General features: G+C 75.7%; 23 protein-coding genes. 15 read left to right on the top strand and 8 right to left on the bottom strand.

Annotated elements, in window-relative coordinates; all coding sequences use genetic code 11:
- The first annotated feature begins 4 nt into the window (after positions 1–4).
- Positions 5–700 carry an alpha/beta fold hydrolase gene (locus tag ACIP67_RS07950; RefSeq protein ID WP_401689016.1) on the top strand — a complete coding sequence of 232 codons (696 nt, stop codon included), beginning with the start codon at positions 5–7 and terminating at the stop codon, positions 698–700.
- 19 nt (positions 701–719) lie between these two features.
- Here ACIP67_RS07950 and ACIP67_RS07945 read toward each other — a convergent pair whose 3' ends face one another.
- Positions 720–1,100, bottom strand: coding sequence for an S-adenosylmethionine decarboxylase family protein (locus ACIP67_RS07945; protein WP_385068105.1), 381 nt, complete (start codon positions 1,098–1,100; stop codon positions 720–722).
- A 234-nt stretch (positions 1,101–1,334) separates the two neighbouring features.
- Between ACIP67_RS07945 and ACIP67_RS07940 the strand changes: the two genes are divergently transcribed.
- The 6 genes from ACIP67_RS07940 to ACIP67_RS07915 all read left to right on the top strand — a co-directional run bounded on the left by ACIP67_RS07940 (position 1,335) and on the right by ACIP67_RS07915 (position 7,146).
- Entirely contained in the window at positions 1,335–2,354 is a 1,020-nt protein-coding gene (locus ACIP67_RS07940; protein ID WP_401689013.1) for a BtrH N-terminal domain-containing protein, read from the top strand.
- A gap of 586 nt (positions 2,355–2,940) precedes the next feature.
- A complete protein-coding gene (locus ACIP67_RS07935; protein WP_401689010.1) occupies positions 2,941–4,923 on the top strand; it encodes a GNAT family N-acetyltransferase in 1,983 nt (660 codons plus the stop codon).
- Entirely contained in the window at positions 4,920–6,062 is a 1,143-nt protein-coding gene (locus ACIP67_RS07930) for an HAD-IIIC family phosphatase (RefSeq protein WP_401689007.1), read from the top strand. Before ACIP67_RS07935 ends, ACIP67_RS07930 begins: the two co-directional genes overlap by 4 nt.
- Positions 6,059–6,355 (top strand): acyl carrier protein, encoded by a 297-nt coding sequence (locus tag ACIP67_RS07925; protein ID WP_401689004.1) that lies wholly within the window; start codon positions 6,059–6,061, stop codon positions 6,353–6,355. The genes ACIP67_RS07930 and ACIP67_RS07925 overlap by 4 nt, the downstream gene beginning before the upstream one ends.
- An 80-nt stretch (positions 6,356–6,435) precedes the next feature.
- Positions 6,436–6,687 carry an acyl carrier protein gene (locus ACIP67_RS07920; RefSeq protein ID WP_401689001.1) on the top strand — a complete coding sequence of 84 codons (252 nt, stop codon included), beginning with the start codon at positions 6,436–6,438 and terminating at the stop codon, positions 6,685–6,687.
- 102 nt (positions 6,688–6,789) lie between these two features.
- Complete coding sequence (locus ACIP67_RS07915) at positions 6,790–7,146, top strand: chaplin (RefSeq protein ID WP_401688999.1); 357 nt, start codon at positions 6,790–6,792, stop codon at positions 7,144–7,146.
- A gap of 105 nt (positions 7,147–7,251) precedes the next feature.
- Here the strand turns inward: ACIP67_RS07915 and ACIP67_RS07910 are convergent, their stop codons facing one another.
- The 7 genes from ACIP67_RS07910 to ACIP67_RS07880 all read right to left on the bottom strand — a co-directional run bounded on the left by ACIP67_RS07910 (position 7,252) and on the right by ACIP67_RS07880 (position 12,156).
- A complete protein-coding gene (locus ACIP67_RS07910; RefSeq protein WP_401688996.1) occupies positions 7,252–8,118 on the bottom strand; it encodes a tyrosinase family protein in 867 nt (288 codons plus the stop codon).
- Positions 8,102–8,584: a tyrosinase family oxidase copper chaperone gene (locus tag ACIP67_RS07905; protein WP_401688993.1), complete on the bottom strand. Its 483-nt coding sequence runs from the start codon at positions 8,582–8,584 to the stop codon at positions 8,102–8,104. Before ACIP67_RS07905 ends, ACIP67_RS07910 begins: the two co-directional genes overlap by 17 nt.
- A gap of 131 nt (positions 8,585–8,715) precedes the next feature.
- Complete coding sequence (locus ACIP67_RS07900) at positions 8,716–9,234, bottom strand: hypothetical protein (protein WP_401688990.1); 519 nt, start codon at positions 9,232–9,234, stop codon at positions 8,716–8,718.
- A 199-nt stretch (positions 9,235–9,433) separates the two neighbouring features.
- Positions 9,434–9,934 (bottom strand): DUF5949 family protein, encoded by a 501-nt coding sequence (locus ACIP67_RS07895; RefSeq protein WP_401688988.1) that lies wholly within the window; start codon positions 9,932–9,934, stop codon positions 9,434–9,436.
- Positions 9,935–10,136: 202 nt separating this feature from the next.
- Complete coding sequence (locus tag ACIP67_RS07890) at positions 10,137–10,424, bottom strand: hypothetical protein (RefSeq protein ID WP_401688985.1); 288 nt, start codon at positions 10,422–10,424, stop codon at positions 10,137–10,139.
- A 219-nt stretch (positions 10,425–10,643) separates the two neighbouring features.
- Positions 10,644–11,660 carry a hypothetical protein gene (locus tag ACIP67_RS07885; RefSeq protein ID WP_401688983.1) on the bottom strand — a complete coding sequence of 339 codons (1,017 nt, stop codon included), beginning with the start codon at positions 11,658–11,660 and terminating at the stop codon, positions 10,644–10,646.
- Between the two features lie 256 nt (positions 11,661–11,916).
- Complete coding sequence (locus ACIP67_RS07880) at positions 11,917–12,156, bottom strand: chaplin (protein WP_401688980.1); 240 nt, start codon at positions 12,154–12,156, stop codon at positions 11,917–11,919.
- Between the two features lie 527 nt (positions 12,157–12,683).
- Between ACIP67_RS07880 and ACIP67_RS07875 the strand changes: the two genes are divergently transcribed.
- The 8 genes from ACIP67_RS07875 (at position 12,684) to ACIP67_RS07840 (ending at position 22,566) form a co-directional block, all read left to right on the top strand.
- On the top strand, positions 12,684–13,874 hold the full coding sequence (locus ACIP67_RS07875) for a glycosyltransferase (protein WP_401688977.1): 1,191 nt from the start codon (positions 12,684–12,686) through the stop codon (positions 13,872–13,874).
- Positions 13,871–15,307 carry a sugar transferase gene (locus tag ACIP67_RS07870; RefSeq protein ID WP_401688974.1) on the top strand — a complete coding sequence of 479 codons (1,437 nt, stop codon included), beginning with the start codon at positions 13,871–13,873 and terminating at the stop codon, positions 15,305–15,307. Before ACIP67_RS07875 ends, ACIP67_RS07870 begins: the two co-directional genes overlap by 4 nt.
- An 8-nt stretch (positions 15,308–15,315) precedes the next feature.
- Positions 15,316–16,629: an O-antigen ligase family protein gene (locus ACIP67_RS07865; protein ID WP_401688972.1), complete on the top strand. Its 1,314-nt coding sequence runs from the start codon at positions 15,316–15,318 to the stop codon at positions 16,627–16,629.
- 557 nt (positions 16,630–17,186) lie between these two features.
- Positions 17,187–18,845 (top strand): murein biosynthesis integral membrane protein MurJ, encoded by a 1,659-nt coding sequence (gene murJ / locus ACIP67_RS07860; RefSeq protein ID WP_401689284.1) that lies wholly within the window; start codon positions 17,187–17,189, stop codon positions 18,843–18,845.
- Entirely contained in the window at positions 18,829–19,569 is a 741-nt protein-coding gene (locus ACIP67_RS07855) for a polysaccharide deacetylase family protein (RefSeq protein WP_401688968.1), read from the top strand. Before murJ ends, ACIP67_RS07855 begins: the two co-directional genes overlap by 17 nt.
- Positions 19,566–20,732 (top strand): glycosyltransferase, encoded by a 1,167-nt coding sequence (locus tag ACIP67_RS07850; RefSeq protein WP_401688965.1) that lies wholly within the window; start codon positions 19,566–19,568, stop codon positions 20,730–20,732. The genes ACIP67_RS07855 and ACIP67_RS07850 overlap by 4 nt, the downstream gene beginning before the upstream one ends.
- The gene (locus tag ACIP67_RS07845) at positions 20,729–21,409 is read left to right on the top strand and encodes a lipopolysaccharide biosynthesis protein (RefSeq protein ID WP_401688962.1); all 681 of its coding nucleotides are present in this window, start codon (positions 20,729–20,731) and stop codon (positions 21,407–21,409) included. Before ACIP67_RS07850 ends, ACIP67_RS07845 begins: the two co-directional genes overlap by 4 nt.
- Positions 21,409–22,566, top strand: a complete 1,158-nt coding sequence (locus tag ACIP67_RS07840; protein ID WP_401688959.1) for a GNAT family N-acetyltransferase — start codon at positions 21,409–21,411, stop codon at positions 22,564–22,566. Before ACIP67_RS07845 ends, ACIP67_RS07840 begins: the two co-directional genes overlap by 1 nt.
- Positions 22,567–22,588: the final 22 nt, after the last annotated feature.

The raw sequence follows: 22,588 nt of genomic DNA, 5'->3' as shown, positions 1-22,588 counted from the left end.
CCGTATGCGACTGCACACCCGGGAGTGGGGCTCGGGCGACCGCCTCGCCGTCCTCGTCCACGGCCTGATGTCCGATCACCGCACCTGGCAGGAGCTGGTGCCGGCCCTGACGGGCCGCGGGTACCGCGTCGTCGCCGTCGATCTGCGCGGCCACGGCGCGAGCGGCCGGGGCGCCTACGCCCCGCACCTGTTCGCGGAGGATCTGCTGGAGACGCTGCCGCGCCGTCCCGAGCTGGCGCTGGGCCACTCGCTGGGCGCGCTGGCCCTGGCGCTGGCGGTGGCGGAACTCCAGCCGGGGCGCGCCGTCTACTCCGAGCCCGCGTGGCGGCTCGGCGGCCCGCACGGCACCGTCGACCCGGCGTCGTTCGCCCTGTTCAAACGGGCGCCCCGGCTGCTGATCAGGGGGCTGCGGCCGGACTGGGGGGAGCGGCGGGTCGCGGCGGAGGTGGCGGCGCTGCGCGCCTGGGACGAGCGCTCGGCGCTCGCCCTCTCCGCGTACCGGACGGTCGACCACACCCCCGAGAAGCCCCTGGTCCCCTCGCTCGTCCAGACGGCGGAACCGAGTTCGCTGGTGAGCGGGGAGATGCGGACGGACCTGGTCCGGCGGGGCTTCGAGGTGCGGACGGTGCCGGGTGCGACGCACGCCATCCACCGGGACGGATTCGACGCGTTCCTGACGTCGCTGGCGGGGTGGCTGTGATCGCCGTCCGCGGCGCGGGTCAGTGCACCGCGCGCAGCATCCGGGTGACGTTGATCTTCGTCGGCGAGAGGCCCAGCTCGACGCTCTGCATCATCCGCTCGCCGTTCAGCCGGCCGTAGGCGAGCAGGTCGACGTTGGCGAGGCTGAATTCCGGCCAGGTGTGGATGCTCAGGTGCGAGGCGGAGAGCAGGAGAATTGCGGTGACGGCACCGTTGGGGAACACGTGCGACGCTTCACCGAGGACCGTGGCGTTCCCCTTTTCCGCGGCCGTGCGAAGAACCTGGAGAAGGCGCTGTTCATCGGTCAGGATGCTGTGGTCGCTCACCCATACGTCGACGGCGTACGAGCACAAATCGTCGACGTTTATGCCCTCGGTGGCGAGCTCGGAGGAGTTGGTCATGGGGAACCGGGGGACGCGAACCGCTGCCCCCGTCTCCTTTCATAGATCTGTGCTGGTCTGCGCGGCAGAAGCGGAAGGTCGACGAGGCCGGTCACTGGCGCTCGGTGGTGCCCAGCGTAGCATCCGGGGCGCCCTAGGGCTCGCGCGCGCCCTGCGTCAAGGGGGTTTTCGAAGGTCACATGGGATCGGCCGGAAAGCGACGGCTCCGGCGGGGACAGCGAGGGAGCGGGGTTCTTGGAAAAGCGGGGCACGGCGGACGCGGAATTCTCGGCACTGGACTGCATTTCGGCGACCTACGGCATCACGACGGCCTGGCTCGGCCATGACCCGAGCGTACTGGGCAGCGAGTGGGGCTATCACCGGAGGCCGGACGCGGTCGAGACCGAATGGCCCGTGGAACACCTTGGAATTCATCGGAGCACACCGGAGGAAATCCTCCACGCATGGCACGGGACGACCACCGAACTGCGTCGGCACGAAACCCCGGAAAAAGCCGGGCAATACATTCACGCGCAGGTGCGTGACGGAATTCCGGTGATCGCCTGGGTGGACACCTTCCATGTCCCGCACAGTTCCTTCCACGGCCAGCAGCACCACGCGCACCGGATCGTGATCCGTTCCCGCGCCGAGGGCGAGGGCGAGGGAACGGGCGGGGCGGACGGCGACGGCGGCACCGTGTTCCGTGTCGTCGACCGCTACCAGGGCTCCCTCTACGACGGCCCCCTCGACGCCCGCGCGCTGTCGGCGGCGATGTCCTCGGACGCCCTGGGCGAGGCCCGCAGGGGCGATCCCGACTGGCGCAACCGCACCGTCGTCGTGCGGGCCGGACACCGCCCCGGGGAGCCGGACGGGGAGCGCCACCGCGCCGCACTCGCCCGCAACGTCCGGGAGTCCGGCGGCACCGACCTGCTCACCGACTGCGCGGACGAACTGCGCGCCGCCCCGGACGCCTTCGCGGCCCTGAGCCCCGTGGGCATGATCGAGGTCAGCGCCTGGTTCGGGGAGCTGGCCAGCCGGCGTGCCCTCAACGCCCGCTTCCTGCGGGCGGCGGCCGGGGCGTGCGCCCTCCCCGCGCTGCTCGACCGGGCGGCCGACGCCGACGCCCTGTCCCGGCGCTGGGAGATGACCCGCAACACCTTCTTCCTGCGGTTCCGCAAGGGCGCCGCCACGGTCGTCCGCATCGCCGACCTCATGACGCAGACGGCGGTCCTGGAGAAGGAGTGGAACGAGAGGGTGGGGGCGGCGCTCGGCTGAGCGGGCCGATCGACGGCCCGCGTCACGAGCGGCCCGCGTCACGAGCGGCCCGCGTCACGAGGGGCCCGCGTCACGAGGGGCCCGCGTGATCGCAGGCCTCGGCGGGCTCCCGGCGGGCCCTCGCCGGGGCCCTTGTCAGCCCGAGCGGGCCCCGGCGGCCCCTCGGCGGCCCCTCGGCGGGCCCTCGGCGGCCCCTCCGCGGGTCCTCGGCGGGCCCTCGGCGGGCTTAGCGGGCCCCGGAGGGCTCCCGGCGGCCCCTCGCCAGCCCCCCGGCAGGCTCCCGGCGGCCCCCCGGCGGCCCCCCGGCGGCCCCCCGGCGGCCCCTCCGCGGGCCCCCCGGCGGCCCCTCGGCGGGCTTAGCGGGCCCCGGAGGGCTCCCGGCGGGCTCCCGGCGGCCCCTCGCCAGCCCCCCGGCAGGCTCCCGGCGGGCTCCCGGCGGCCCCCCAGCGGCCCCCCAGCCGCCCCTCGGCGGGCCGGAGCCCGGACCCCCCGACCTATACTGGAGGGTCCTGCTCACCTCGGTCCCGCCCGGAGCTCCCTTGTGAAGAACGCGCCTCGACACCGTCGGAGTACCCACGCCGATCACGTGCTCACGGAAGTCGCGGACGCCGTCAGGCTCCAGGAGGGCCCGCCCGGAGTGCGGTCCGTCCTCCGCGCCCTGCGCCGCCTGGCCCCCGCCTCCACCAAGGACCTCAGCCGCGCCACCGGCCTGCCCGTCCCCATCGTGGCCGCCGTGGGCAACGAGCTGCGCCGCCGGGACCTCGTCACCAAGGAGCGCCCCTCCCGGCTGACCCCGGCCGGACTCGACGTCGTCGCCCGGCTCGGCATGGACCTCACCCTCGACGCCACCTGCACCACGTGCGACGGCCGTGAGCTGGTCATCCCGTCGGTCCTCGACGAGGCCGTGGAGCGGCTGCGCGCCGTCATGGAGACGGGCCCGGCCGCCGACATGGCGATCGACCAGTCCCACTGCACGGCCGAGACCAAGGTGCGCCGGGTCCTCGCGCTGCTCACCGCGGGCGCCCTGCCGGGCGGCTCGCTGCTGCTGATCGGCGACGACGACCTCGTCTCGCTGGCCGTCGCGGTCGTCGGCGACGTCCTCGGGGCGCCGATCGTCGAGCGGGTGACCGTCGTCGACATCTCCCCCGAGATCCTCGCCCACATCAGGAAGGTGTCGGCCGGCCTCGGCACCCGCGTCGAGACCGTCGAGCACGATCTGCGCCGTCCGCTGCCCGCCGAGCTGCACGACGGCTTCGACGTCGCGATGACCGACCCGCCCTACACCCCGGAGGGCGCCCGGCTGTTCCTGTCCCGCGCCGTGGAGGGCCTGCGCCCCGGACCCGCGCACAGCGTCTTCTTCTCCTTCGGCGGCAAGAGCCCCGACGAGATGCTGGAGGTCCAGCGCGAGATCCAGGCCCTCGGCCTGGTCACCAACGGCTACGTCCGCAACTTCAACGAGTACGAGGGCAGCGGCATCCTCGGCGGTGTCGGCTTCTTCCAGCACCTGCTCACCACCACCTCGACCGCCTCGCGGCAGGGCGAGTACGGCGGCCCCCTCTACACCGGCGACAAGCGCACCCGGCAGCGCGAGTACGAGTGCGTGGCCTGCGGCACCCGGGTCCGCGTCGGCCCCGGCGCCCGCTGGGCCTCGGTCGCCGCCCTGCGCGACGAGGGCTGCCCGCGGTGCGGGCAGGGCCCCTTCCGCCCGGGCCGCCTGGTCGCGGCAGAGGAGACACCGGCCGAGGCCCGGGGCGAGACGCCTGCCCCGGCTCAGGCACCGGATGCGGCACCGGCTTCCGTTTCGGCACCGGCTTCCGTTTCGGCACCGGCTTCCGTTTCGGCACCGGCTTCCGTTTCGGCACCGGCTTCCGTTTCTGCACCGGCTTCCGTTTCTGCACCGGCTTCCGTTTCGGCTCAGACGCCGGTCCCGGCACAGGCGGCGGCCCCCACCGGGGTGTCCACCCCCACCGGGGCACCCGCGCCCACCGGGGCACCCGCGCCCGCCGGAGCACCCGAGCCCGCCGGGCGGCCGCAGGCCCCGCGGTCCGGCTGGGACGCACCGAGCGCCGACGACCGCGCGGAGCTGGAGCGGCGGGCGGCGCCCTTCGTCATCCGTCCGGCGGAGGAGAGGGACCTGCCGGCCATCGGCGAGTTCGAGGCCGAGATCGCCCGTGTCTCCTTCGGCGAGGACGCCATCGACGACCCCGCGCGTTGGGCGTCCCGGCTGGGCCGCGCCATGGAGAAGTCCAAGGAGGGCATGCTCGTCGCCGGCCGTCCGGGCGGGGAGCCCGTCGGCTGGCTGTGGGTGAGCGTCAACCAGAACGCGATGACCGGCGACCGCTACGCCAACTTCCGCTCCCTCGCCGTCGCCCCGCTGGACAACCGCGGCGACGTCGCCGAACTGCTCCTCACCGCAGGCCTGGAGTTCTGCCTGGAGCAGGGGATCACGGAGGTCGTCGGACGCGTCCACGTCGGCAACGTCCCGATGCGCACGGTCTACCGCAAGTTCGGCTTCGACCCCGCCACCCTGACGATGAAGCTGCGGCTCCCGCGACAGGACGCCCGATGACCGGGACGACGGGGACGACGGGGACGACCGGGCCGGACCGGCCCGGCGGGTACGACCCCGACCGGATCAAGTGCGTCGTCTGGGACCTGGACGGCACCCTGTGGGACGAGATCGCGGTGGAGGCGCCCACCGACGACCTCCCCGTCCCCCGCCCCGAGATGCTCGCCGCGATCGACGCGCTGGCGGCCCGCGGTGTGCTCAGCAGCCTCGCCAGCCGCAGCGCGCCCGCGGTCCTCGAACGGATCGACGCCGTACCGCGGCTGCGGAGCCGTTTCCTCGCCCCGCAGGTGTCCTGGCAGGACAAGAGCGAGTCGCTGCGCCGGATCGCCAAGGACCTCGGGATCGCCGTGGAGGCGCTCGTCCTGGTCGACGACTCGGCGTACGAGCGCGCCGAGGTGGAGGCCCTGCTGCCCGGCGTGCGCACGCTCGGCCCGCAGGAGGTGCCCGCGCTGCTGGCGGCGTTCGAGGGCCGCGACGTCACCCCCGAGTCGCGGGAGCGGGTGCACCGCTACCGAACCGAGGAGACCCGCCGCGCCGAGGGCGAGCGCTTCCAGGGCACGCGGGAGGAGTTCCTGCGCTGGTGCGCGATGCGGCTCACCGTCGGCGAGGCCGTGGCGGAGGAGGTTCCGCGCGCGCTCGAACTGGCCGCCCGGACCCACCGCCTGAACTCCTCCGGCCTGACGCCCGAGCGGCTGCGCGACCTCGCCGCCACCGAGGGGCACACGCTGTACACCGCCCGGATGGCCGACCGCTTCGGCGAGTACGGCGTCATCGGGGCCGCGCTGGTCGACCGGAGCACGCCGGGCGTCCGGTCGGTCCCGCTGCTGGCGCTCTCCTGCCGGGTCGCCGGCCGGGGGGCCGCCGCCGCCTTCCTGTTCTGGCTGATGGAACGGGCCCGGGAGGCCGGCGCGGACGAGTTCCGGGTGACCCTGCGCCCGACCGACGCCAACCTCGAGATGCGCATCCTGCTGCGCCAGGCGGGACTACGCCGCGCCCGGACCGCGGACACCGCCCCGGACACCGCCGGGACTCCCGGGACCGCCGCCGAGCCGGCCGTCCTGGCGCGCACCCTGCACGGCGACCTGCCGGCACCTCCCGCCTGGCTGCACGTCTCCACCCGAAAGGACGCCGAAGCGTGACGGACCCCCGCACCCCCTCCTGTGACGACGACCGGGCGGCGGTGGAACGGGAGCTGCGGTCGATGATCGCCGAGGCCGCCCGTCTGGACGCCGCCGTGATCGCGGAACTCCCCGCCGGCACCGAGCTGTTCGGCCCGCGGATCGGCCTCACCTCGCTGGCGGGCGTGACGCTCCTGGGCACGATCGACGAGCGCTACGGAGTCGACGTGGCAGCCCTGGACCTGAGCCTGGACAGCCTGGAGTCCATCGCCACGCTCACCGACTTCGTCTCCGCGCACCGGCAGCGCCCCTGACGGGTGATCGTCCACGCACTACTGTGACCCGTACGGAGCACACCCGTCACCCGAAGGCCGCACAGCATCGAGGAGCAGGCGTGAACGATCCTTCCTACCGCGACTTCGAATCCGTCCTGCGGCAGACGCTCCCCTTCCTCGACGCGGACTCACCCCTCGACGCGGACGCCAGCCTCACCGAACTCGGCCTGGACTCCCTGACGTTGCTCGGACTGGTCGCGGAGCTGGAGGACCGGTTCGCCGTCGAACTCCCGGACGAACTGCTGGTGATGGAGACCTTCGCGACGCCCTCGACACTGTGGGACCGGCTGGCGGGGCTGAGGAAAGGGTGATCCGCCCGAACGCGCCGTGACCGGCCCCGTGCCCCGGCGTTGAACGGGGAGTGCGGCGGCGCCTTCTGCTGTCGCGCGAACCGATTCACTAAGGAGAACGTGATGTCTCGCATCGCGAAGGCAACGGCCGTCGCCCTGGGCACGGGTGCCATGGTGGTCAGCGGGGGCGGTCTGGCCATGGCGGACGCGGGGGCGCAGGGCGCGGCCGTGGGCTCGCCGGGCGTCCTGTCCGGCAACGTCGTCCAGGTTCCGGTGCACGTGCCGGTCAATGTCTGCGGCAACACGGTCAACGTCATCGCCCTGCTGAACCCGGCCTTCGGGAACAAGTGCGCCAACGGCGACCACCACGGCGACTACGGCAAGGACGGCGAGCACGGCGAGGACGGCAAGAGTGGCGAGCACGCCGGTGGCGGCCACTCGGGCGGCGGCCACAAGTCGGGCGGCAGCTACGGCGACTGACGCCGTCCGCGCACACCCCACGGCAGAGCCCCGGCACCTCGAGCGCCGGGGCTCTGCCCGTGTGCGGCCCGCCGCGGAACGGCGAAGGGCCGCACACGGGACGGCTCACGCGTAGCGGTAGATCCGCCCGGCGTCCTCCAACTGGTCCGGTGTCACGTCCCACGGCGGCAGCTTCTCGTGCCGGGCGACGATCCGGCGGTACTGCCCGCTGCCCGCCGCCGGCGGTTCGGCCGGCTGGTAGCGGTGGTCGTGGTGCCGCTGCTGCCAGCGGGTCCACAGCAGGTCGATGTAGGCGTGGTGCAGCCAGAACACGGGGTCGTTGACGGAGGCGCCGCCGACCATGGCCCCGCCGACCCACCGGTGCACCCGGTTGTGGTTGCGCCAGGCGGCGCTGCCCCGGCCGGTCCCCCAGCCCTCCAGCTTGTTGCGGAAGCCCTGCGGTGAGGTGGAGTTCCAGGGCGAGGCGTCGTAGAGGGGGTCCTCCAGCGCCCACTCCACGTCGCTCTCGAGGGGCAGCTCGATCGGGTCGCGGGCGCGGCCGAGGTCGCGGGTGAGGAACTCGGTGTCGGTCACGCCCTCCTTGAGCGTCCAGTTGCCGGTGGCGTAGGCGAACGGCCCGGTCGTCACCTGGCGGTCGGAGCCGCGTCCGTCGCCGCCGAGGAGGTCCTCGGTCCAGGGGACGGAGGTCTTGCCGCGGTCGCGCGTCCAGTCCCAGTACGGCAGGGTGACCGACGGGTCGACCCGGCGCAGCGCCGTCTCCAGGTCCAGCAGGAACCGGCGGTGCCAGGGCAGGAAGGAGGGTGCCATGTGGGCCGTCCGCAGGCCGCCCTCGCCGTCGGAGACGTAGTAGTCGATGTGCATGCGCACGAACTCGTCGTACTCGCCGCTCCGTTTGATGTCGAGCAGGGCCGCCACGAAGCGGCGCCGCTCGGTGCCGGTGAGCGTACTGACGTCCTTACGGGTGTAGACCACGGTGCTCCCCCGGCCGGGTGTGCCCCTCGTGCGTGCGGCCGCCGGCCGAGCCGGTGTCGCGCAGCGTCTGCCCCGGGCCCAGCTCGTCCACGGCGGCACGGGTCGCCTCCAGCGGTGTGGCGTACGACTGGTAGTGGTCGACCATGCTCAGCCAGGTGCCGTCGGCCCGGCGCATGAGGTGCAGGGGGCGGCCGTCGACCGTGACCCGCCAGCGCTCGCCGCCACCGGCGGCACGGGTCGCGGGGAGCGGGACGCCCCGCAGGCGCCTGCCGCGGTAGGTCTCGTCGAAGCCTGCGTCCGGCGGGCCGTCCTGGCGGCGCCCGGGCCGGGAGGCGGCGACGACCGGGGCGAGTGCCAGCGCGGCGGTCGCGCCGAGCAGCCCGCGCAGCACGTCACGCCGGATCCTGCGTCTTGCCGCGGGCACCGGTACCGCGTTCACTGCTGTTCCGTCGGGGCTGACGACCATGGTGTGCTCCTCGTCCGGTTCGGATCTTCCACAGCCGTAACCGTCCGGCGGCCCTCCTGGTCACGACCTCACGGCATGACGACGGGCCCGGACGGCCGTCCGGGCCCGTGGCCGTGCTCCCGGGCCGGCTCCTACCGGCCCTGGCCCGGTGCGGGGTCCCCGGCCCGCACCCGCTCCAGGACCGGGGCGACCACGCCGGCCCGCGGCAGTCGCAGGCCCGGCAGGCCGTCGGCGTCGGGGGCGGTGAGCGGGACGTCCAGGGCCGGTCCGGGGCTGGGGGTGCGCAGCTCGGAGGCGGGTGCTTCGAGGCCGGCCAGCTGGGCGTCGTCCCCTAGGGCCTCCGGCAGGGGCGCGTCCAGGTCCGCGCCGGGCAGCCCGGCGCGGACCGGTACCTGCGGCGGGACCCGCTCGGGGAGGAGCCGGCCCTCGGCGTACCGCGGGCCGTCGGGCGTGCCCGTGGCCGGCAGCGGGATCTCGCCGGCGGCCTCCGGCAGTTCCATGTGGAGGGAGTTCTCGACGCCGTTCAGCGGTACGGGGACGGGGACCGTGCCGATCGCGGCGGCGGGGGTCGCGGCGACGGCACCGGCCGCGGCGGCCACACAGGTGAGCACGGCGGCGAGGGCTCCTCGGGTGGTCGGCTTCGTCTTCATCTCGGTGCGGCCCTTTCGGAGTCAGGGGAGGGGGCGGTGTGTGCGTACCGAGTAACGAGCCGGAAAACGCCGTCAGAGCGCATCACCGCGCAAATCGCCCGGGTGCAGCAGTAGTGCGACGGACGAAGGTCGGCTCGTCCAGAAATCCCACCGGCGGGTCGGGGCCGGCCTGCCGACCGCTCCCGGGCGGCCGGCGGTGTCAGCCGCGCAGACTGCGGGCGGGCAGGACGATGTGTGCGGCGGCCCGGAGGGTCTCGTCGGCGCCGGCGAACGCGGCCAGCGCCTCGGCCTCGACCGGCCGGCCGGGGACGGCCTCGGGCCATGGGCGGGTGGTGAAGACGAGGTAGGCGTAGCCGCGTTCGCCGACGGCGGCGATCCACTCGGGCGGCGGCACGCACTGGGCGGTGAGGCCCGGCAGCGTCAGGACGGCGGCACCGGACTCGACGAGCAGACCGACCGGCAGGCCGGGCCGCTCGGTGCCGTCGACGAGGTCGCCGCCGACGGACAGGCCGTTGTCGTTCAGCAGGCGCTCGATGGCGGCGGCCGAGGCCTCGGGACCGGCCGCGGCGTCGCCGAGGGAGTACGCCAGGAGGTAGGGCATGTCGCCGCCGTCGGGGGCCTCGCCGCTCCACGGCATCACGACGAGGGTGCCCGGTTCGGCCGCGCCGACGGGGAGGGTGGTGCTGGTGGTTGAGGTCACCGCGCGACCCTATCGGCGTACCGGAGGCCGTCCGGGCGGCTTCTCACCCGGGAGGAGGACGCCACGCGGGTGCTCCACACGAACGAGGGACGCGCCGGGGGCGCCGCCTCGAACGGCGCCGGGAAACGGCGGGTCGGACAGCGCCGAGGGCCGGTCCCGTGCGGTACGGGACCGGCCCTCCGGAGAAGCCCCGAACGGGGCGTCACCCCTTCAGGGGCAGCCCGCCGAGGAGCGGGGCGTGGGTCTTGTTGAGGGCTGCGGTCGCGTCCTTCACGGTGTTGAGCGGGGAGTTCTCGTTCTCGGTGTCGAGGGCGTCGGACTGCTGCCGCAGCGGCATGACGTCGAGGGCGGGCCCCCGGGTGAGCGTGTCGACGGCGCCGTTGAGGCTGGTGGGGGTGAGGTCGGCGGGGGTGTGGGCGAACGCGGGTGCGGCGGTACCGGCGATCACCATGGATCCGGCGACGACGGCGGCGGCCTTCAGCGACTTCATCGGGTTTCCTTTCTTCGGCGACTCCGGCGGCTCCGGCGGCTCGACGGCTCGGCCGCGCGGCGGCTCAGGTCGCCCGGGGACTGTCTGACGCCGTGCCTAACGATCCCCGTCGGTTGCGGAAACCCCGAGGGCGCAAAATGTCCGCACCCCGGCGCGGGCCACCCGGCCGGGGGGCGGGGGCTGTGCGTGCGCCGGGGTGCGGAGGGGGAGGTCCGCCCGTCAGGGGGCGGGAAGCAGCGCGCCGGTGCGGGCCGACGGCGTGATGGCCGACAGGGCGGGCGCCGCTGGAGTGACGGGCGTCGCCGGGGTGACGGGCGTCGCCGGGGTGGCGGCCGTTGCCGGTGCGGAGGCCGGCTGCGGCAGGCCGGCCAGGGTCGGGGCGGGCAGGTCGCCGCCCAGCAGTGTCGCCGCGACCAGGTCGACCAGGCCGGCGACCACGGCCGTGGTCGCCGGGAGGACCTGGCCGGCGTCGCCGGAGGTGATGGCCGCGAGCAGCGTGTCGAGCGCCTGCTGGAGGGAGGTGAGCGCGTCCCTCTTGAGGTCGGCGGCCGCGGTCCGCGCCTTCGTCCCGTCACCGCCTCGGGTGAGCAGGGGCAGGGTGCCGGCCGTGGCCGGGTCCGTGGTGATCGTGGTCGTCGGCGCCGTGTCCGTGGCGGTCGTGCCCGTCGGCGCCGTGTCCGTGGCGGTCGTGCCCGTCGGCGCCGTGTCCGTGGCGGTCGTGCCCGTCGGCGCCGTGTCCGTGGCGGTCGTGTCCGTGGCGGTCGTGTCCGTCGGCGCGGCGGTGTCCGTCGTGGTGGCGGTGCCCGTAGCCGCGGCGCCCGTGTCCGTGGTCGTGGCGGTGTCCGGCGTCGTGGGGGTGTCCGGCGTCGTGGCGGTGTCCGGCGTGGTCGTGGTCGGCGGGGCCGGCGGGATCACGGTCGTGATGGTGGCGACTGCTTGCTTGACGGCGTCGCCGAGCTGCTTGGCCTGGTCGGCGGTCAACCGGCCGCCGTCGGCCTTCATCGCGGTGCCGAGGAGCTCGGTGACCGGGGTGAGGACGATGCCGAGCGCGTTGAGGGCCTCGAGCTGCGCGGTGACCGTGTCCGAACCGGGGACGGGCGCCCGGGACGCCGCAGGGGTGCGCACACGGGCAGCCGTGTCACCCTCTGCCGCGAGGGCGAGGGGGACGGCGGTGCCGACGACGAGGGTGGCGCACAGTGCGGTGGAAGCGATACGCCGGACGGGCAGACCACGCATGAGGGTTCCTTTCGAAGTGCGTCGGGTCGCACCACCACCGTGGAAGCGCACGTCACCCCCCGCAACAGAGAGAACACCCCGCGCCGCACCTCCGCCGGCCGTGTCCGCTGGTGGGGAGCCCCTCCGGCCGTGTCGGCGGAACCGTCCGGCCTGCCCCGTCCGGGGCAACGCGAACGGCCGCCCTCCGGCGGGAGGACGGCCGTCCGACGGCGTACCGGCGTCGCGACGGCGGTCGCGTGGCGTCGGTCGCGTGACGTCAGTCGTTGACGCAGGTGTTGCCGAACGCCGGGTTCAGCAGGCCGACCACGTTGATGGTGTTGCCGCAGACGTTGACCGGAATGTGGAGGGGAACCTGGACGACGTTGCCCGACAGCACGCCCGGGGAGTGCTCGGCGATGCCGTTCGCGCCGCTGTCGGCGGCGGCGATGCCGGAGGTGCCGGCGACGGCCGCGGCGGCAACGGAGGTCAGGACCAGGCCCTTCGCGATACGCGACATGGAGAGGTGCTCCTTGGGGTTTGACACGAACACCCGGGCGGGGATGCCCGGCGCTGTGTCAACGCGCGACACCGCCGGGGGTTGTGCCGCCGATGGAGTGACGCGCTCCCTGTTCACATTTTCACGTCGTATGACCACGATTGCCCGTACGCCGGGTCGTCGGCGACCGTCCGTGACCGTCGTGCTGTTCGGATGATCTGCTTGTTATCGCTCACCCCTTCGACGGACCCCCGAGGCCGTCCCCGCGCCCTCCGGCAACCGCCCTCCGATCGGAACGGGACACGAACGCCGAGATCAACGCGCCGGGGCGGCTCCGGCGGCGCGTGTCCCGGCGTACGCGCGCACCGTCGGCGGCCTCTCCCGCTTGTTCGATCCGGGCGCGGTTTTTCGGCTCGGCGGTGACCAGCCGGGCTGTCGGCTCGTTTCCCAGCGGGACGCCACGCGGGCCGGCGCGCTTCGCCGCCGTCGGCCGCAAGCAGCGCGTTCCCGCCCGTCCCGAGCGACACCGTGAGCGAGGAAACCGCGCGATGCACCAGCCAGAACCCGACGTCGGGTCCCGGGTCCTGCACCTCACCCAGCCCGTGGACGGCGGGGTCGCCCGCGTCGTGACGGATCTGGCGCGGGCCCAGCTCGCCGCCGGACTGCACGTCACCGTGGCCTGTCCCCAGAGCGCCCTCGCCGCGGATCTGCGGTCCCTGGGCGCGGACGTACGGCGGTGGGAGGCCTCGCGGACGCCGGGGCGCTCGCTCCCGGGCGAGGTGCGGCGGCTGGCGCGGGTCCTGGCACAGGTGCGCCCCGACCTGGTGCACGCGCACAGCGCGAAGGCCGGGCTCGCGGGCCGGCTCGCCGTACGGGGGCGGATCCCCACCGTCTTCCAGCCGCACGCCTGGTCGTTCGAGGCGGTCGGCGGGACCACCGCGGAGCTGGCCCTCACCTGGGAGCGGTTCGCCGCCCGGTGGGCCGACCGGCTGGTGTGCGTGAGCGAGGCCGAGCGCGTCACCGGCGAACGCGCCGGGATCGCCGGACAGTGGAGCGTCGTCCCCAACGGCATCGACACCGAGCGTTTCCACCCGGCGCCCGCGACGGCCGTACGCGCCGCGCTCCTGCCGGACGCCGACCCCGCCGCCCCGCTGGTGGTGTGCGTGGGGCGGCTGTGCAGGCAGAAGGGACAGGACGTGCTGCTGAAGGCGTGGGAGGCGGTCGCCGGCGAGGTGCCCGGCGCCCGGCTCGTGCTGGTCGGGGACGGTCCCGACCATGTGCGGCTGCGCTCCCGCGCCCCGGCGTCCGTCCTGTTCACCGGGGCCGTCGCCGACGTCGTCCCCTGGTACCGGGCCGCCGACCTGGTGGTGCTGCCCTCGCGCTGGGAGGGCATGGCCCTCGCCCCGCTGGAGGCGCTGGCCTGCGAACGGCCCGTGGTGGTGACCGACGTGGACGGTGCCCGGGAGAGCCTGCCGGCCGCGCTCGCGTCCCGCTGCCTGGTGCCCCCCGAGGACCCGGCGGCGCTGGCCGCGGCCGTCGCCGGGCTGCTGCTCGACCCGCCGCTGCGCGCCTCGCTCGGCCGGCAGGGGCGCCGCCACGTCCTGTCCACGCACGACGTACGGCGCACGGCCGGGGCCGTCGCGGCCCTGTACCGCGAACTGCTCGGCGGCCGGCCGCCCGAGGCCGGAGCGCAGGCATCCGTCGTACCCACCGAAGGCAGGGAGTCCATCCACTCGTGACCGCGGAAAGCACCGTCCCCTCCCCCGGAGCCCCCGGAGTCCAGCCCGGACACCCACCGGTCACGGTGATGCCGCGGCCCGAGAGCGCGGCGGGATTCCGTCTCCCGGCCCGGCGGTCCCCCGCCCGGCCCGCCTCCTCGCTGCCGCTGCTGCTCGCCGACTGCCTCGCCGTCCTCGTGGGCGCGCTCGCGCTCACCGGGGCGCAGCGCCGCCCGCTGCTGGCCGCCCTGCTGCTGGTGGCGACGGCACTGCTGCGCCCGCGCCGGTCCCGGCCGGTGCACGGGGTGCACGGCGTGCTGGACGAACTGCCCGCCGTCTGCGGCCGGACCGCGGTGGCCTGGGTGTCGCTGGGGGCGCTCGTCGCGGCGCACACGCCGGCCCACGCCCTCTCCGCGCGCACGCTGTTCCTGGGGTGGGCGGCGCAGACCGTGGCCGCCTGCTCCGGCCGCGCGGTCGTCCACCTGCGGCGGCGTCGGGCGCTGCTGCGCCACCCGCGCGCCGCGCTCGTCATCGGCCCGGCGGCGACCGCGCAGCGCGTGGCCGCCGCCGTCCTGCGCCACCCCCGGTACGGGGTGCGGCCGGTCGGTGTCGTGGCCGCGCACCCGGACGGTTCCGAGGGGCTGCTGCCCGTCCTCACCACCGGCGAGGAGGTGCAGCGGGCGATCGTCCAGAACGGCGTTCTGGACGTGCTGTGCGTCCACCCCTCGGTGCGCACCGCCCAGGAGCCGCTGCTGCGGGCGCTCGCCGAGTCGGGGTGCACGGTGTGGGAGGTCGACGCCGACAGCCCGTCGTACGCGAGCCATGAGCAGCTCGCCGGGTTCGCCTGCCGGCGCATGGACCTGGGGCCGCGGCGCCCGGACAGCCTCGGCAAGCGGCTGCTGGACCTCGCGGTCTCCGGGACGCTGCTGGCGCTGCTCGGCCCGCTGCTGCTGGTGTGCGCCGTGGTGCTGCGGCGGGCCACCGGGCCGGGCGTGGTGTTCCGGCAGGAACGCGTCGGCAAGGACGGGCGGCCGTTCACGCTGCTGAAGTTCCGCACCTACCGCCCGGTCGACGAGCACGAGTCCGCGACCCGGTGGAGCGTGGCCGGCGAGCCGCGGATGAGCCCCTTCGGCCGCTTCCTGCGGCGGACCTCGCTGGACGAGCTGCTCCAGCTGTGGAACGTCTTCCGCGGTGACATGAGCCTCGTCGGCCCCCGGCCCGAACGCCCGCACTTCGTCGACGAGTTCAGCCGGACGTACCCCGGTTACGCGGCCCGGCACCGGATGCGGACCGGGGTCACGGGACTCGCCCAGGTGCACGGGCTGCGCGGCGACACCTCCATCGAGGACCGGGCCCGCTTCGACAACGCGTACATCGACAACTGGTCGCTCTGGCAGGACGTCTGCATCCTGCTGCGCACCGCGGCCGCCCTCGTGCGACCGACCGGGAGCTGAACCGTCCGATGAGCCTCGCCCTGTCCCTGCCCCGCGCCCGGGCGCTGTCGCCGGTGCTGCCCGTCGTCGCCGTGGTGGCCCTGCTCGCGCTGCCGGTCTCCCCCAGCGGCGAGGGCGGCGCCGGTCCGGCCGACGCGCTGTCGGCGCTGGTGGTGCTGTACTGCGCGGTCCGGCTGCTGCGGCAGCGGCGGCGCCCCCTGTCCCGTACCGCGGCGGTGGTCCTCGGGCTCCCCGTCGTCGGGCTCGCGCTCGCGGCGGTGGGCGCGTCCTCGCCGGGGGCCGGGATCACCGGCCTGGGCCGCTACCTCCAGGTCTTCGTCCTGGTCCCCGCGGCGGTGCTGCTGCTGATCCGCGACCGGTCCGACTTCCGGCTGCTGGCCTGGTCGTTCGTGGGGCTCGCGGGGTGGCAGGGCGCGGTCGGGGTGCACCAGTTCGCCACCGGGACCGGCGCCTCCTACCAGGGCGAGACGATCCGGGCGGTCGGTACCTTCGGGCCGCAGGACGTGATGGGCATGGCGACGGTCGTGTCCTTCGGCCTGGTCTGCGCGGTGGGGCTGGCGCTCGGCCGGGCCCCCGTACGGCAGCGGGCGATCGCCACCGCCTGTGCCCTCGGCCTGCTCCTGCCCCTCGCGCTGTCCTTCAGCCGGGGCGCGTGGATCGCGACGGCGGTGGCCTGTTCGGCGCAGCTCGCGCTGGCCGGGGTGCGGCGGGCGCTGACGGTGGGCGCGGTCGCCGTCGCCGCCGGGATCGTCCTGGTGGGCGGCTTCGGTGTGGGCTCGGCGATGCTCCAGGAACGCGTCGGCAGCATCACCCGGGTCGCGGACGCCCCCGACCAGTCGGTCACCGACCGGTACACCATGTGGGCGGCCGCGACCGGCATGTGGCGCGACCGGCCGCTCACCGGCGTCGGCCTGAAGGGCTTCCCCGAGAACCGGGACGCGCACGCCTCGGTGGCCCTGTCCGCGGGCAGCGACACCGACGGCGCCGGCGCCGGCTTCCGCAGGCAGCCGCTGCTCTCCCCGCACAACATGTACCTGCTGGTCCTCGGGGAGCAGGGACTCGTCGGACTGCTCGGGCTGGCGGGCGGCTGGCTGGCCCTGCTGGTGTGCGCGGTGCGCGGCTGGGCACGGGTACGCCGGGCCGGGGCTCCCGGCCCCGACTGCGCCCTCGTCGCCTGCGGTCTGCTGCTCTGGCAGCTCACCGACTTCCTGTACGCCGACATCGGCGGGCCCTCGACGGTGCTGACCGCCGTGTGTCTGGGGCTCGCGGCCTGGTGGGCGCTGGTCGGCGGCGACGGGCGCGAGGAGGCGCTCGCCCGATGACGGTGACGCCTTCCCGGGCCTCTCGCGCGGACGGCCGCGCGGAGGACCCCGCGCACGCGGACGGCGACCCGCGCGGAGCCGCACCGGCGGACAGCGAGGCGCAGGACCGGGCCTGCGCGGACGGCAGCCCCCGCAGACCCGCACCCCCGGAGAACGGAACACCGCACCCGGCGCGCACGGACGGCGACCCGCGCGGAGCCGCACCGGCGGACAGCGAGGCGCAGGACCGGGCCTGCGCGGACGGCAGCCCCCGCAGACCCGCACCCCCGGAGAACGGAACACCGCACCCGGCGCGCACGGACGGCGGCAGGGCGAACGGCCTGCACCGCGGCACGGCGGAAGGCGGGGCGGGCGACAGCGGCGCGGCGGAGGGCAGAGCAGGGAACAGCGGCGCGGCAGACAGCAGGGCAGAACGCGGCGGCGCGGCAGACGCCAGGGCAGGCAACAGCGGCGCGTGCTCTCCCGCGCCCGATCGCACGTCGGACCGCCGCACGCACGACCGCGCGCACGACCGCGCGCGCAGCGGTGCGGGCGCCCGCCCGCGCGGCGGCGCCGGCGTGCCGTCCGGGGGCGCCGCCGCGCGGTCCGGGGCCGGGGCGCGTTCCGGGGCCGGGGCGCGGTCCGGGGCCGGGAAGGCGGACCCCGAACTCCCCGCTCCCTCCCGGCGGTTCCTCGCCAAGGCCGCCCTCGTCACCGCCGTGCTGTCGGTCGCCGGGTCGCTGCTCGGGCTGGTGCGCGACCAGGCGCTGGCCCGGCTGTTCGGGGCGGGCAGCGACACGGACGCGTTCCTCGTGGCGTGGACCGTGCCCGAGTTCGCGGCGACGCTGCTCATCGAGGACGGGCTGGCGTTCGCGCTGATCCCGGCGTTCAGCGTGGCCCTGGCCCGGCGCGCCCAGGGGGTTCCCGGCGATCCGGTCCGCGCCCTGGTCGCCGGAACGCTCCCGCGCCTGTCGGCGGCGTTCGTCGCGGTCGGCGTCCTCGTCGCGCTCCTCGCCCCCCAGCTGGTCGAGGTCCTCGCGCCCGGCCTGCCCGACCCCCGGCTCGCCGTCGACTGCACCCGGCTCACCGCCACCTGTGTGGTGAGCTTCGGGCTCGCCGGGTACTGCAGCGCGGCCCTGCGCGCGCACCGGCGGTTCGTGGCACCGGCCGCGATCTACGTGGCGTACAACGTCGGCATCGTGACGGGGATGTTCGTCCTCGCCGGGCGGTGGGGGGTGCGGTCGGCGGCGGTCGGCGTCGCGGTCGGCGGGTGCCTGATGGTCGTCGTCCAACTGCCGTCGCTGGCCGGGCGGTTGGCGAGGCGTCCGGCCGGGGTGCCGGAGGCGGGCGGTGAGGAGCCGCGGCCGCTCGGTACGGCCGTCGTGGCGACCGTGCTGCTGTTCGCGCTGTGCCGGCAGTCGCAGGTCCTCGTGGAGCGGTTCCTCGCCTCGCACCTGCCGTCCGGGGCGATCTCGCACCTGAACTACGCGCAGAAGGTCGCGCAGATGCCGATGATCCTCTCGCTGATGCTGTGCACGGTGACGTTCCCGGTGGTGGCGCGGGCGCTCGCCGAGGGCGACACCGAGCGGGCCCGGGACCGCGTGGAGCGCGACGTGGCGCTCGCCGCGTGCGTGGTGCTGCTCGGCACGGCCACGGTCGTCGCCTGTGCGCCGCAGATCATCGAACTGCTCTTCCAGCGGGGCGCGTTCACCGCCCGGGACACGGCGGCGACGGCCGGGGTGATGCGGGTGTACGCGCTGGGGCTGCTCGGCCAGACCCTGGTCGGCGCGCTGGCCCGCTCGTACTTCTCGGGCGCCCGCCCGTCCTGGTACCCGTTCGGCGCGATGACCGTCGGGATCGTCGTCACCTGCGTCCTGGGCGCGGCGGCCGTACGGCCCTTCGGCGTGTACGGGATCGCCGCCGCCAACGCGGCCGGCATCACCGTCACCGCGCTGGTGCTGCTGGCCGGGACGGGCCCGCGCACGGTGCCGGTCCGCGTCCGGCTCGTGCTGCGCGACCTGAGCCGGCCGCTGCGGGCGGCCGTGGCCGCGACGCTCGCCGGAACGCTGGTGGCGGACGGCATCACCCGCCCCGTTCCCGGCCTCGCCGCCGGAACGCTCACCGCGGCCGCCGTCTTCGTCCTGCTCGGCTGGGCCCTGGGCGACCGGGGCATCGCCACCGCTTCGAGTTCCGTCCGTTCCGCGATCCGAAGGCTGCCGTATGTCCGTTCCCGTTGACGCCGCCCCCGGCCCCGTCCCCTGGGTGGCGATGTACCACTCCGTGGGCGACTGCTCCGACGACCCGTACCGCATCACGGTCACCCCCGAGCGGCTGGAGCGGCAGCTGCTCTGGCTGTCGCGGCGCGGCCTGCGGGGCGTGTCCGTGGCCGAGCTGCTCGCGGCGCGCGCCCGGGGCGAGGGCCGCGACCTGATCGGCCTCACCTTCGACGACGGGTACGCCGACTTCCTCACCGGCGCCCTTCCCGTACTGCGCCGCCACGGCTGCACGGCCACCCTGTTCGTGCTGCCCGGCCGGCTCGGCGGCGACAACGCCTGGGACCCGCTGGGCCCGCGCAGACCGCTGCTGACCGCCGACGGCGTCCGGCGGGCGGCCGCCGAGGGCGTCGAGATCGGCTCGCACGGCCTGACCCACGTCGACCTGACCCGGGCCGACGACCTCACCCTGAAGGCGGAGACCGCCGGCAGCCGGGCCGCGCTCGCCGAGCTGCTCGGCACGGAACCCGACGGCTTCTGCTACCCGTACGGGACCGTCGACCGGCGGGCCGTGGACGCCGTGCGCGACGCCGGATACGCCTACGCCTGCGCCATCGACCCCGGTCCGCTGAACGGCCCGCTCACCCTCCCCCGCGTGCACGTCGGACAGAACGACACCGCGCCGCGCCTGTTCCTGAAGTACCGGCTGCACCGGCTGCGCCGACGGCCCGTGGAGGGGCTGCGGTGAGGGTGCTGCACATCATCACGGGGCTCGGCGTGGGCGGCGCCGAGCAGCAGCTGCGGCTGCTGCTGCGGCACCTGCCGGCCGACTGCGACGTCGTGACGCTGACCAACCCGGGGGCGGTGGCCGACGGGCTGGCCGCGGACGGGGTGCGCGTGGTCCACCTCGGCATGGCCGGCAACCGCGACCTGGCCGCCCTGCCCCGCCTGGTCCGCCTGATCCGCTCCGGCGGCTACGACCTCGTCCACACCCACCTGTACCGGGCCTGCCTGTACGGCCGTCTCGCCGCGCGGCTCGCGGGCGTGCGCGCGATCGTCGCCACCGAGCACTCCCTGAACGCGTCGCGGCTGGAGGGCCGCCCGCTCACCGCGGGCGTCCGCGCCCTCTACCTCGCCGGCGAGCGCCTGGGCCGGGCCACCGTCGCCGTCTCCCCGGCGGTCGCCGGCCGCCTCGTGCGCTGGGGCGTCCCCGCCGCCCGCGTCCAGGTCGTCCCCAACGGCATCGACCTGGCCCGCTTCCGCTTCGACCCGGCCCGGCGCCACCTCGTCCGCCGCCGGCTCGGTCTGCCGGACCACGCCCACGTCGTCGGCGCGGTCGGCCGTCTGCACCCCGGCAAACGCCTGGACGTCGCCGTCCGCGCCCTGGCCGCCCTCCCCGCCGACCACCGGCTGCTGCTGGTCGGGGCCGGCCCCGAGGAGGACGCGCTGCGCCGCACCGCCCGGGACGCCGGGGTCGCCGACCGCGTCCTGTTCACGGGTGAACGCCCCTACCTCCCCGACGGCGGCCCCGGCCCCGACCTGCCCTCCCTCGCCTGCGCGATGGACGTGCTCGTCTCGCCGTCCCCGGAGGAGTCGTTCGGCCTGGCGGTCGTGGAGGCGCTCGCCTGCGGTCTGCCCGTGGTGTACGCCTCCTGCCCCGCGATCGAGGACCTGCCCGCGCACGCCGCGCCCGGCGCACGCCGCGTGTCCGGCGGCGCGGCGGCGTTCGCGCGGGCGCTGGCCGAGACGCGCGCGCGGGGGCCGCGCCCGCGCACCGCGCCCGAGGCCGCCCACCACTACGACATCGCCCGCAGTGCCGCCCGGCTCATGGACGTGTACGCGGCCACCCTGTCCCGGCAGCCCCTGCCGGCCCCGTCGTCCCCCTCACCTCAGGGAGTCACTCCGTCATGACCGAGACCTCCGCCCGGCCGCACCGGCAGCACCGGCCGCACCGGCCGTCCGGCCCCGCGCACCGCGTCAGGGCGCTCCCGCCGTGGTCCCTGGTCGCCGCCGGCACCCTCGCCGGCGGCCTCCTCGGCGGCGCGTACGGCGTCCTCCAGCCGCCCGTCTACTCGGCCACGGCCTACGTCGTCGCCGTGCCGACGGAGCAGTCCGACACGGCGTCCGCCCTGGGCTTCGCCCAGGCCTACGGCCGGGTCGCCACCCAGCTCGCGGTGCTCGGGGACGCGCAGGTGTGGGCGGGCGTGCCGGTGGAGACGCTGCGGAGCGGCGTACGGACGGCGACCTCGCCGGACGCCCCGATGGTCGCGATCACGGGGACGTCCTCGCGCGCCGACACGGCCGCCGACATGGCCAACGCGGTCTCCCGTGCCCTGACCCGGCACGCCAGGGACTCCCAGGCCACCACCCACGTCGAACTCCAGCAGTTCGCCCGGGCGGTCGAGCCGGCCGAGCCGTCGTCGGCGTCCCCCGCGGTGACCGGGCTGGTCGGCGCGAGCGCGGGCGGACTGCTCGGCGCGCTGGCCCTGCTCGTGCGGCCCAGGGGCGACCGGGAGGAGTCCGGCCGTACCGCCGCCGTGCCCGGACCGGCCGTCGCCGTCGCCGTCGACGCCCGCCCAGCGCCGTGATGCCGGCGTACACCATCGAACTCGTCACCGACGAGGAGGAGTTCGCCGCCCTCGCACCCGTCTGGGGGCGGCTGTACCGGCGGTGCGGGACGGCCACCCCGTTCCAGAGCCACGCCTGGCTGCACTCGTGGTGGCTGTCGTACGGCAGGCGCGGCCGGCTGCGGCTGCTGCTGGTGCGCTCCGGCGGCGAGCTCGTCGCGGCCGCCCCGCTGATGGCCGTCCGCGGACCGCTGCCCGCGCTGGTGCCGCTCGGCGGGGCGATCTCCGACTACGGGGACGTGCTGGTCGACGACGAGCACGGGGAGCGGGCCGTCGCCGCGCTCACCGAGGGGCTCGAGGCCGCCGCCCGCACCGCGCTGATCGACTTCCGCGAGGTCCGGCCGGGCGGCGCGGCGGAGCGGGTGTACGAGCGCTGGCACGGACCGCGCCGACGGGTGAGCGACTCGGTGTGCCTGGAACTGCCGGCCGTCCCGATGGACGAACTGGTGGCCCGGCTGCCCTCGGCGAAGGCCCAGCGGGTGCGGGCCAAGCTGCGCAAGCTGACCGCGCTCGGCGTCGAACGCCAGGTCGTCCGCGGCGACGAGGTGGACCCGGCGCTGCGGCGCCTGCTCGACCTGCACCGGTTGCAGTGGCAGGGCCGGAAGGTGACGGGCGAACACCTCCAGGCCCGGTTCTCCGAGCACCTGGTGCGCTCCGTCGGACCGATGGTGCGCTCCGGGGACGCGGTGGTCACCGAGTTCCGGCTCGACGACGACGTGGTCGCCGTCGACCTGACGCTGCTCTCCCACCGCCTGGCGGGCGGCTACCTGTACGGCGCCCATCCGCGGCTGCGGGAGCGCAAGGCGGACGTGGCGGTGATGCTGCTCGACGCGTGCTGCGAGCACAGCCGCGACGGCGGGCGCGGCACGCTGAGCCTGCTGCGCGGCAACGAGCCGTACAAGCACCACTGGCGTCCCGAGCCGGTCGTCAACCAGCGGCTGCTGCTCGCCCGCCGGCCCACGGCCCCGCTGATGTCGGCCGTGGTGTGCGACGTGGCCGCGCGCCGGCGGGGCAAGGAGCTGCGGCGCCGCTGGGAGGAGCGCAAGGACGCCGGAGCGGACGGGGGGCACACGGCGCACCAGGGGGGTGAACGGCGTGCCGGTGGCGGCGGGACCTGACGCGAGCCCGCCGCCGCGGGCG

The sequence above is a fragment of the Streptomyces sp. NPDC088812 genome, from assembly GCF_044750285.1.
Classification (GTDB): domain Bacteria; phylum Actinomycetota; class Actinomycetes; order Streptomycetales; family Streptomycetaceae; genus Streptomyces.
Note: the sequence above shows the minus strand (reverse complement) of the source record. Positions and strands in the feature narration are given on the sequence as shown.